Origin of the sequence: Dietzia sp. DQ11-44 (assembly GCF_014145205.1) — a bacterium.
GTDB classification, from domain to species: domain Bacteria; phylum Actinomycetota; class Actinomycetes; order Mycobacteriales; family Mycobacteriaceae; genus Dietzia; species Dietzia natronolimnaea.
This window is the reverse complement of sequence record NZ_JAALEC010000026.1, coordinates 1-10068: the sequence shown is the minus strand read 5'-3', so window position 1 is coordinate 10068 and position 10068 is coordinate 1. Positions and strand designations below refer to the sequence as shown.

General features: G+C 69.1%; 13 protein-coding genes and 1 pseudogene. 7 read left to right on the top strand and 7 right to left on the bottom strand.

Features of this window, described 5'->3' with window-relative positions; all coding sequences use genetic code 11:
* Nucleotides 1-650: transposase (locus G6018_RS00810; protein WP_347237756.1), on the bottom strand; the 650-nt coding region annotated here is incomplete at its 3' end.
* Nucleotides 651-824: 174 nt separating this feature from the next.
* A complete protein-coding gene (locus G6018_RS00805; protein ID WP_182638475.1) occupies nucleotides 825-1526 on the bottom strand; it encodes a type 1 glutamine amidotransferase domain-containing protein in 702 nt (233 codons plus the stop codon).
* 357 nt (nucleotides 1527-1883) lie between these two features.
* On the opposite strand from G6018_RS00805, the gene G6018_RS00800 reads away from it, so the two are divergent.
* The 3 genes from G6018_RS00800 (at nucleotide 1884) to G6018_RS00790 (ending at nucleotide 3501) form a co-directional block, all read left to right on the top strand.
* A complete protein-coding gene (locus G6018_RS00800; protein ID WP_179523984.1) occupies nucleotides 1884-2048 on the top strand; it encodes a hypothetical protein in 165 nt (54 codons plus the stop codon).
* A 518-nt stretch (nucleotides 2049-2566) separates the two neighbouring features.
* On the top strand, nucleotides 2567-2857 hold the full coding sequence (locus tag G6018_RS00795; protein WP_179523985.1) for a hypothetical protein: 291 nt from the start codon (nucleotides 2567-2569) through the stop codon (nucleotides 2855-2857).
* A gap of 98 nt (nucleotides 2858-2955) precedes the next feature.
* The gene (locus G6018_RS00790) at nucleotides 2956-3501 is read left to right on the top strand and encodes a GNAT family N-acetyltransferase (protein ID WP_179523986.1); all 546 of its coding nucleotides are present in this window, start codon (nucleotides 2956-2958) and stop codon (nucleotides 3499-3501) included.
* A gap of 1 nt (nucleotide 3502) precedes the next feature.
* Here G6018_RS00790 and G6018_RS00785 read toward each other — a convergent pair whose 3' ends face one another.
* Nucleotides 3503-3955 carry a MarR family transcriptional regulator gene (locus G6018_RS00785; RefSeq protein ID WP_304816738.1) on the bottom strand — a complete coding sequence of 151 codons (453 nt, stop codon included), beginning with the start codon at nucleotides 3953-3955 and terminating at the stop codon, nucleotides 3503-3505.
* A gap of 71 nt (nucleotides 3956-4026) precedes the next feature.
* Here G6018_RS00785 and G6018_RS00780 point away from each other — a divergent pair, with 71 nt between their 5' ends.
* A complete protein-coding gene (locus G6018_RS00780; protein WP_304816736.1) occupies nucleotides 4027-5271 on the top strand; it encodes a cytochrome P450 in 1245 nt (414 codons plus the stop codon).
* A 111-nt stretch (nucleotides 5272-5382) separates the two neighbouring features.
* Here G6018_RS00780 and G6018_RS00775 read toward each other — a convergent pair whose 3' ends face one another.
* Nucleotides 5383-5667, bottom strand: a complete 285-nt coding sequence (locus tag G6018_RS00775; protein ID WP_179526069.1) for an AzlD domain-containing protein — start codon at nucleotides 5665-5667, stop codon at nucleotides 5383-5385.
* A 62-nt stretch (nucleotides 5668-5729) separates the two neighbouring features.
* The gene (locus G6018_RS00770) at nucleotides 5730-6434 is read right to left on the bottom strand and encodes an AzlC family ABC transporter permease (protein WP_179523987.1); all 705 of its coding nucleotides are present in this window, start codon (nucleotides 6432-6434) and stop codon (nucleotides 5730-5732) included.
* 64 nt (nucleotides 6435-6498) lie between these two features.
* On the opposite strand from G6018_RS00770, the gene G6018_RS17620 reads away from it, so the two are divergent.
* Nucleotides 6499-7374 carry a helix-turn-helix domain-containing protein gene (locus G6018_RS17620; RefSeq protein ID WP_182638474.1) on the top strand — a complete coding sequence of 292 codons (876 nt, stop codon included), beginning with the start codon at nucleotides 6499-6501 and terminating at the stop codon, nucleotides 7372-7374.
* The gene (locus G6018_RS00760; protein WP_182638473.1) at nucleotides 7371-7805 is read left to right on the top strand and encodes a VOC family protein; all 435 of its coding nucleotides are present in this window, start codon (nucleotides 7371-7373) and stop codon (nucleotides 7803-7805) included. The genes G6018_RS17620 and G6018_RS00760 overlap by 4 nt, the downstream gene beginning before the upstream one ends.
* A gap of 22 nt (nucleotides 7806-7827) precedes the next feature.
* Here the strand turns inward: G6018_RS00760 and G6018_RS00755 are convergent, their stop codons facing one another.
* The gene (locus tag G6018_RS00755) at nucleotides 7828-9033 is read right to left on the bottom strand and encodes an MFS transporter (protein ID WP_347237755.1); all 1206 of its coding nucleotides are present in this window, start codon (nucleotides 9031-9033) and stop codon (nucleotides 7828-7830) included.
* 77 nt (nucleotides 9034-9110) lie between these two features.
* Nucleotides 9111-9743: a YqgE/AlgH family protein gene (locus G6018_RS00750; RefSeq protein WP_179523990.1), complete on the bottom strand. Its 633-nt coding sequence runs from the start codon at nucleotides 9741-9743 to the stop codon at nucleotides 9111-9113.
* Nucleotides 9744-9816: 73 nt separating this feature from the next.
* On the opposite strand from G6018_RS00750, the pseudogene G6018_RS00745 reads away from it, so the two are divergent.
* Nucleotides 9817-10068: pseudogene (locus tag G6018_RS00745) on the top strand (hypothetical protein); the annotation flags it as partial.

The following is a 10068-nucleotide window of genomic DNA, read 5'->3' as shown; positions in this document are numbered from 1 at the left end:
AGGTCATGGGAGGCGCCGGCGCCGTCCGAGCGGATCAGCAGGTCACGCCGGTGAGCAGCGGGGATCTGCGCGATTGCCTGGCCCAGGACGTCGATGTGGTCGGCAGCGGTGTTGGAGCCAGCATTGCCCGGGCGCAAGCTCGCCGCGAGGAACTCGGTCGTGTTGTCGCACCACACGCCGATCGGGTGGTAGCCGAAGGTGCGCTTGTACGTCGGCGCAGCAAGCTCTTTCTCGCTGTGGGTGACCACGATGGTGGCGTCCACATCAAGCACGATTGTGGCTCCCAGGTCCCGGCCCGCACACTTGGATGCGGGCACTCCGCCGGGCAGGAGGGACCACACATGACGGCGGGTGCGGGCACGCGCTACCTGGATCTTCTTGCGCTTGCCGGCAGTGATCTCATCGAGTGTGCGCCACACCGTCGGGGCCGAGGCTACCGGGCCCAGGGCCTCGGATTGGTGGCGCAGGACGCCGATGTCGGAGATGGACTCGCCGCCATCTGTGAGCATCACCGCGAGGTCGATCAAGACCCGGCCACGGTCATGGACTGGGATGAACCGTCTGCGAGTCATGGCCTTCGACAGTTCGGCGGTCAGCCCCACTCGATCCGCCAGAAGGCGTGGCGCGATGGCTCCGGCGTGGGAGATCACCCCGACACCATCAGCAGTAACGGACAGGCCAGACGACCACGACGTACGCTTCACCTACCGAGTGCTTTCTGTGTGGGGACATGGAACCTTCGACAAGTCCCAGTTTCCCCTGTTCAGGAAGCACTTCGGTCTATTTTCGCCCGGCAATCCTCAGATCCCCGTGAACTACCGGGGTCAGCCGGCGAGATCGGTGACGAGCCGCTCGGCCAGTTCGGCGGACGACTGCGGGTTCTGACCGGTGTAGACGTTGCGGTCCACCACGACGTGCGAGCCCCACGGCTCGGCGGCCGAGGAGTATTCCGCACCCAGCTCGACCAGTTTGTTTTCGAGGAGCCAGGGAGCGTTGGCGGCCAGACCCACCTGCTCCTCCTCGACGTTGGAGAAACCGGTCATCCGGTAGCCGGCGAACGGCGAGGAGGCCGGGTCCTCGGACGCGGCGAGCACGGCGGCGGGGGCGTGGCAGAGCAGGGCCACGGGCGAGCCGGCGCTCACGCGCTCGGTCAGGATCGCCCCGGACGTCTGGTCGCGGGCCAGGTCCTCGAGCGGGCCGTGGCCGCCGGGGTAGAAGACCAGGTCGTACTCCGAGTGGTCCACGGACGCCAGGTCGACGGGCGAGTTCAGAACGGGGGCGAGCTGGTCGAGCGAGGCCTTGACCTTCTCGAGGGTCTGCGGATCGCCCGCCCCCTCGCCGAGGCTGGCCTGGTCGACCGTGGGCGCGCGGCCCCCGGGAGTGGCCACGGTGACGTTCCACCCGGCCCCGGTGAAGACCTCGTAGGGCGTGACGAACTCCTCGGCCCAGAACCCGGTGGGGTGCGCGGAGCCGTCCTTGAGGGTCCAGTGGTCGGCGGCGGACAGGATCATGAGGACGCTGGTCATGGCCGCGACCCTACGGAGGTCACGCTGAACCGCAACTGAACGCGTCCGGGGTGTTTCGGGTCACAGACGACGCGGGGTAAGCGAATGCTCTCCGGGTTCCCGAGCCCGTGATCTTCAGACGGCCCCCCGCCCTACCAGCAGCGATTCGAATGACAGCCATGTTGACGATGTATCAGCAGGTCAACGCGCCGGAACAGCGTTCCCATTCTTAGTCGACGAAGCAATTGAGCTCTGGTCGCCGTCTGCTTAATGTCTCCGGAGCGTATCGATAAAGAGGCGCATACCCCTACCCGATCCTCACGCACGGAGGCACATGTGGACCCCTTCTACGGAAGCATCTCGAGCCCACTTTGGGTAATGGCCAACGCCGCCTTGGCCGGTGTCATCAATATGATCCCGGGTGCCCAAGCGGCCTCGACCGATCTGTATCGCACTCAGTACGAGCTCGGCGTCGATGCAGGATTGCCTGCCTATCAACTGGAAGTCCTGAAAAACAATGCCATCGCCTGGGGCTGGTGGTGAGATGAACGGCCTTGGGCCGCGCCCTAAGGTCCTCTGGCTTGCCGCCGGTGCACTCTCGCTCGTAGGCATCACCTGCGGAGTTGCACTTGCCCACCTGACTCATGCCTCCCCCAATGCCGGTGAATCCGTGGCCGCTACCAGCGAGCTGTCCCAAGGTGGACTCAGCTCACCCCGACCCCCAGCTCAACCCTGGAATACAAGCGCGACTATGTCGGCCACGACATCGGTCGCGGCGCCCTCCAGCGAGGTGAACTTGCCGGACCAAGGCGTGTTAGTGCCCCCTCAGGCTGCACCTGCGCAAGTGGTCCAGGTCCCGATACCGCTGCCCCCGGTGCAAGCCAACCCGCCGAATCCTCCCGCGCCCGCACCTATGTCCGCTGCCCCTCTGGCTCCAGCGCCTGCTCCGTCGCCGCGTATCGAGGTTTCACTCATTCCGCTCAAACCCCAAGAACCAGTTCGACCTGGACAGCTCCAAGTCGGTTGACTACTGGCCACACCTGAAGAATGGAGACAAGACAATGGGCATTATCGAAGGTCTCGCTCTGATCGGCGCAGTCCTCCTCGGGCCAGCGGCCGCCGCCGCTGCGGCAATCGGTTTGACTCCGCCTTTGGTCGGAGGAATCGCACTGGGAGCGGGAACCGCCGCTGTAGTTGGGGGAGCGGGAGCCGCCGCCTCTGTGTCAAACCCGTTTGTGATGGATGGTGTTGAAAACGCCGCGTTTAAAGGCCACAACGATCTCGTCGCAGGATCAGCCAACTTACTCAATGGACTCCAGCTCCCCGGCATTCCGGAGTTCCACGTCAACTAAGCTTCCGCCGGTCTTCATTGCTTGCTCATTCATCGGCAACCCCGCTCCGGTCCGATACCGGTTGGGTCGCGGCAGGGTTACGGTGCTTGAATAGCGCGATGACCAGCGTGACCTATCTGCAGCAGACCGACGCGTCCTGGCTGCGCCCGGCTCGCCGCGCGGACCTGACGATCTCCCGGGTCTTCCCGGCCGAGCCCGCCTTCAACTCGCAGATGTACCGCGAGATCGGCGCCGACTGGAAGTGGACCGACCGACTCGACTGGTCGGACGGACGCTGGGCCTCGTACTGCGCGGACCCCTGCGTCACCACCTTCCGGGCGACCCGGGGCGGCGAGGTCGCCGGGTTCGCCGAGTTGCGCATGAGCCCGTGCGGGGACGAGCCGGGCTCGGGCCACGGGGACCCGGCCGACGGGGTCGATGTGGAGATCGTCTATTTCGGCCTGCTCCCCCGCTTCGCCGGCCTGGGACTCGGCGGATGGTTCCTCTCCGAGACCGTCCGGATCGCCTGGCAGGTCCCGGGGTGCCGCAGGGTCTGGCTGCACACGTGCGGGGACGACTCCCCGGCCGCGATCCCGAACTACCTGTCCCGCGGGTTCGTCGAGTACGCCCGGGAGGACACCGGCTGCGCGGCCTGCACGGCCTGACTCACTGCTGGGTCAGCCGGCTCAGTGACCGTCCACCCATTCGCGAGACCAGTTTCTCCGAGACGGCACCGAATGCCTGCAGCTCGTCGTCGTCGAGCCCGTCGAACAGCCACTCCGCCAGCGCGACACGCGCCGACACGACCTCCTCGACGATCCGACGCGACTCGTCGGTGAGGTTGACCAGACGGACCCGCCGGTCGTCCGGCGGCATGGTCCGGACCACGTGTCCGCTGGCGACCAGCCCGTCGACGAGTGCGGTGACCTGGCGCGGCGAGCAGTCCAGGAAGGTCGCCAGCTCCACCTGCTTGCACTCGCCCTCGAGCCCCAGGACGAACAGCAACTCCAGTCGCGGCACCGTGAGGCCGTAGTTCGCCGCAGCGCGCTCGATCGAACCCGACATCTCCTCGGCCAGCATCAACGCGCGATCGAGAATCTCACTCCCAGACAGTGCCACGCGTATATAGTTACCACTATTCACCTTTCCCACACCTGCCGACCGGCGGTGGACGAGGCGCAGGAGACATCGTGAACGTGACCATCCCAGCAGGATTCGACTTCACCGACCCGGACCTGTTCGAGAAACGACTCCCGCATGAGGAGTGGCGCCAGTTGCGGCAGACCGAACCGATACACCGCGTCGACAAGCGTCCCGGGTCGGACGGCTTCGACGACGACCACTACTGGCTCGTCACCAGGCACGCCGACGTCAAGGAGATCTCGCGCCTCACCGGCGAACTGTTCTCCGCGGGGGAGAACACGATGATCCCTCGGTTCTCCGAGGGAACCGACCGCTCGATCATCGAGGCGCAGCGGTCGATGCTGGTCAACGAGGACGGTGAGATCCACAAGAAGCACCGCCGGATCATCTCCCGCGGCTTCACCCCACGCGGCGTGGCCGGCATGCGCGAGGAACTCGCCGACCGCGCGCGCAAGATCGTCACCGCCGCCGCGGAGTCGAACGCCGACGACTTCGTCACCGCGATCGCCTCCGAGCTCCCGCTCCAGGCGATCGCGGATCTGCTCGGCGTGCCGCAGGAGGACCGCCACAAGATCTTCGAGTGGTCCAACATCATGACCAGCTACGACGCCGGGGGCGACCCCGACGCTCCCGCCATCGCGTCCATGGAACTCATCGGGTACGCGAACACCATGGCCGAGGACCGCGCCGCCAACCCGCGGGACGACATCGTGACCAAGCTCGTCCAGGCCGACGTCGACGGAGAGCACCTGTCGCCCGAGGAGTTCGGCTGGTTCGTCACCCTGCTGTCCGTCGCCGGCAACGAGACCACCCGCAACGCCACCACCCACGGCATGGTGGCCATGCTGGAGAACCCCGACCAGTGGGAGTTGTTCAAGCGCGAGCGCCCGGAGACCGCCTACGACGAGATCCTCCGGTGGGCCTCACCGATCACCCAGTTCCAGCGGACCGCCATGGAGGACGTCGAGATCGGGGGCGTGTCCATCGCCGAGGGGGATCGCGTGCTGATCTGCTACGGATCGGCGAACTTCGACGAGGACGTCTTCGAGGACCCGTTCACGTTCAACATCCTCCGCGACCCGAACCCCCACGTGACCTTCGGTGGGCAGGGTCCCCATTACTGCCTCGGCGCCAATCTGGCCAAGATGCAGCTCGAGATCATCTTCAACGCCGTCGCCGACTATTTTCCCGACCTCACCGCGCTGGGCGAACCCACGCGGCTGCGGTCCGGCTGGCTCAACGGCCTCACCGAGTGGAAGGTCGACCTGGGCACCTGTCCTGTGGCCCACTGAGCTTCAGGAATCGGCCGGGCCGCCGTGGTTCCGCGGAGCCGCTCCTCCCGGTGAACTCTCGCCTGCCCCCCTGCTCGTGCGGCAGTGCATCGGGGGACGCGCGTGCCGGTCTCACCCGAGCCAGGCTCCCAACAGCATGTAGGTGGCGGTACCCACGATGATGCTCGCCGCCGCCCGTCGCCACACCAGGTGCACCGCCAGGGTGAGAGCCAACGCGGCTCCGGCGGGCAGCCAGGAGCCGAGGGCGGCGGTGGTGTCGCGCAGGGTGTAGACCACCAGCACCACCATCACGCCGGCCGGCATCGTGCGGCCCAGATAGCGCACGACCCGCGAGTCGCGGAGCCGGGTGAGCGCGACGAACGGGGCGGCGCGCAGGGCCATGGTCACGACGAACATCACTCCCAGCCCGGCGAGCAGATAGCCGGCTCCCGGCACCGGGGCACCGGTCAACGGTGAGCTCACGCCGGTTCCCGCCCCTCGCGGGTCGCCCACGCGTACCGCGCGATCAACACGGCCACGAACGCGCACAGCCCCACGATCAGCATCTGCTCCGGGGCCAGCCACGCCGCCACCAGACCGCACACCAGGCCGATCACGGGGGCCGGCAGGTCTCCCGAGGCACGCCACGCGTCCACCGCGAGGACGGCGAACAGCGCGGTCAGCGCGAACTGCAGACCGTCGAGCCCGGCGGGCAGAGCGGCCCCGACGAGCGCGCCGACGATGCCGGGGACCACCCACAGCGTCTGACAGGTGAGGGAGATGGTCAACGTCCGCGCCCCCGTCATCTCCGTGCGCCGCTTGGTGGCGGTGATCGCGTAGACCTCGTCGGTGAGCGCGTAGACGGCGTAGAGGCGGCCGAGACGCGAGCGGATGGCGTCCAACGGGAAACTCAGTCCGTAGAAGACGTGGCGGAAGTTGACCAGGAACGCCGCCGCGGCCAGCGAGTACAGGGGAGTGAGGGCCGTGAGCAGACCGATCGCCAGGAACTCCATGGACCCCGCGTAGATCACCACGGAGAACACCGGGGCCCACCACCACGCGAATCCCGCCTGGGTGAGCAGGACCCCGAACGCCAGTCCCAGGGGGACCAGACCGAGTCCGACCGTGGAGCAGTCGGCCAGACCCTTGCGGATCTCTGCGCTGGTAGAGGGGGTGGACGGCACGCGGAGCAGTGTAGCGACCGCGGGGGTCTGGTCACCCCCGACGGGACGGGGCACACTTGGTGGCGTGAGCGTGCGCGAGGCCACTCCGCCGCCCGGGGTGAGGCGGCTCATCTCGTATGCCGTGGAGGGGATCGGCCCGCGGCCGCAGCGGCCACCACACCGGGGGCTGCCCTCCTCCACCCTGACCCTCGTCGTCGCCACGGACGCTCCTCTGCTGTGCTCGTGTTCCTTCGCGGACTGGGCCCGGCGGGAGGGGGTACGCCACGACGTCTGCCTCGGCGGGTTCCACACCCGACCCGTCTACCTGCAACGGCCCGACCGCGAGGAAGGCGTCCAGGTCGCGGTGCACCCCCTCGCCGCGCGGCGCCTGTTCGGGATGCCGGCGTCCGCTCTCTCCGAGCTCACGCACGAGGGCGAAGACGTCCTCGGTTCCCGGGTCCGGGCGCTTCACTCGCGGGTGGCCTCGGCACCCGCCCGTGACCGCGCCGACCTCGTGGCCGCGGGCCTGGCCTCGGCGGCGGACAGGTACGAACGCGTACCCGGTCCGCGCCGGGAGGTGGTGGGCGCGTGGCGACTGCTCGAGGCCTCCGGTGGTCGCATGCGGGTGTCCCGGGTGGCCTCGGAGGTCGGGGTGACGCCCCGCCACCTGTCGACGCTCTGCAGGGCCGAACTGGGGATCGGGACCAAGGCGCTCGCCGACCTGATGCGGTTCGAGTCAACTCACTCGGCCCTGCGTGAGGCCGTTCGCGGGGCCTCGGGGCCACGGCCGGACGGGCTCCGACTGGCCGACCTCGCCCACGACCACGGGTACGCCGACCACGCCCACCTCGACGCCGCCTATCGGCGGTACGCGGGCACGTCGCCGACGAACTGGATCGAGGAGGAGTTCCGAAACATCCAAGCCTGGCCGCCCGACCCCGGGGGAGACTCACCGGCATGAGTACACACGAACCCGGCGCCGAACCCGCGCCCACCGTCTGGCACTGCTTCCGCTGCACCGACTCCCGGGTCGTGATCGACTGGCTGGTCGAGGCCCTGGGCTTCGTCGAGACCGTCTCGCACACCGAGGGCGGGCGGATCGTCCACGCAGAACTGCTCTGGCCCGAGGGCGGAGGCGTCATGCTCGGGGACGGCGGGCGAGGGGACGACGACCCGCACGCCACACCACCCGGGACGGGTCTCGCCTACGTGGTGACGGCCGATTCCGACGCCGTCTACCAGCGCGCCCGGGCGGCGGGGGCCGAGATCGTCATGGAGATGCACGACACCGACTACGGTGACCACACCTTCTCCGCCCGAGACCCCGAGGGGAACGTGTGGTCGGTGGGGCAGTACCGGGGTCACCCGGCGCCCGGCGCGGCCACCGGGTGACGGCCGGGCACACCGGTCGGGATCACCGGACCCGGTCGGCGCGAGGCACGACGGGCACGGCCAGCGCGGCCACCAGCGCGGCCCCGGCGAAGACCGGCCCGTAACCCCACCGGTCGATTCCCGCCGCGAAGACCGGGGTGATCGCCGAGATCGCGAGGAACTGCGCGGTGTTCTGGACTCCGAGGGCCCGCCCGCTCCAATGGGGTCCGGCGTGTTCGGCGACCGCGGTGAAGGCGAGTCCGTTGTCCGCCACGGACAGGACCGTCGCGATCACGGCGAGGGCCACGGCGACCACACCGGGGGCCCCGAACACCTCCGCGGCAGCCAGGACCGCCAGGCCGACCGAGACCGACACGGCAACCGCGCGAAGCGGAGTCAGCCGCGAGCCCACGCGGTCGGAGATCACGCCGACGACGATGCGTCCGACCGCACCCAACAGTTGCGCCACCGTCACGACCGCGCCGGCCGAGACGGGCGACCAGCCGTGCCCGAGGACCAACCACGCGAGCATGAACGACTGCATGAGCGCCTGGGGGAGTACGAGCAGCACCGAGACGCCGTGGATCCGGTGCAGGTAGCGCGACGCCCGGTACGGCGAGGTGGCGAGTGTGGTGGACCCGGGGTCGTGACGGTCCGGCCGGGGAGGATCGGTGACGACGACGAGCGCCGCGACCGCGGAGACCGCAGCCATGACCAGGGGGACCGCCAGCGCGGCCCGGAGACCCTGCGAGGCGGCCAGCGCCGGCATGGACATCGCCGCGACCGCCGCTCCGAGGGGTTGCGACATCTGCCGGACGCCCATCGCCATGCCCCGTCGACCAGCGGGGAACCATCCCACCACCAGTCGACCGCTCGCCGAGGCCGCCGATGCCGAGGCCGCTCCCGCGAGCAGGAAGCACACGCCGAGGAGGGTCAGTGACGGGGTGATGAGAGCGCCTGCCAGGGCGGCCGTGGTGAGAACGGATCCGCTCACGAGCACGAGCCGCTCTCCGGCGCGGTCGACGAGCCAGCCCCAGGCCACGAGAGTGAGTGCGGTCCCGACCGAGGGCATGGCCACGAGCGCACCCGCGGCGGGGAGCGACAGGCCGGCCACCGAGTGGAGGTAGGGGAGAAGGAAGGCCACACCGGCCACGAACGCCGAGGCGGAGGACGCGGCGAGCGTACCGACGCCGAGGATCGCCCACTGTCGTGGGCCCACCCGGGTCTCGCCGCTCGCTCCTGCGTCCACCAGCGGGAGAATACTCGCGGTCCTACTATCTGACTACTTCGTCTCACATAATGAGACACCCGACCGGTCGGGTCGGATCAGTTCACGTCCCCGTCGTTCACGAAGGTCGCGTAGAGGGGGAGAGGCATCTCCTGGCGACGCAGCACCGTTCCCCAGACGTCCACGTGCGCCGGCGCGAGCAGATCGCTCGGCAGGCTGGGGGCCACGTACCAGTCGCCGCGGTCGAGCTCTCCCTGCAACTGCCCGGGCGCCCAGCCGGTGTACCCCACGAACACGCGCATCCCCTCCACGGAGTCGCGGAGCAGGTCGGGTTCGCTGTCGAGGTCCACCACGTGGACCCTGCCCTCGATCTGCTGCAACCCCTGGTGCATCTCGCCGTCGACGCCCGACCCGAGCACCACCAGCGCGATCCCGGTGTCCGGCTTGACCGGGCCTCCGATGTGGAACACGGCCGGTGGCGCACACATCTCCGCCCAGCCGGGCAGGATCGTCTCGACCGGCGTGTCGCTCCGGCGGGTGATCACCACGCCGAGTGAACCGGAATGGTCGTGTTCGATCACGTAGATGATGGCGCGCCGGAAGTTGGGGTCCGGCATGTCCGGCGCCGCGATGAGCAGCGAACCCGCGACGGGATCCCGCTTGTCCATCGCGTCATAGAGGCGGTCGCCGAAGAGGCCTCCGCCACTCAGATCGTCCGGTCCCGTGTCCATGTCCCCATGATGCCCGCGCCACCGCCCGCCCACATCCGCGTCCCCTCGATCGGGTCTCGCTACGGTGGCTCCCGTGACCTCCTTGTCCGCAGGACCGGCCGATCCGACGCGCGGGCGCCTGGCCACGGCGTTGCGCGAGTCCGACGGTCTCGGCCGCCTGTCCACCGCGCGCCTGGCCGCCCTGCTCAGCGAGGGGATCCACCAGGCCGCGCTCGGGGGGATCGTGCTCTTCAGCCCCGAGACCGCCACGACTCCGGCTGCGATCGCGGGCGGATTCGCCGTGATGCTGCTGCCGTACTCGATCGTGGGCCCGTTCGCCGCCGCC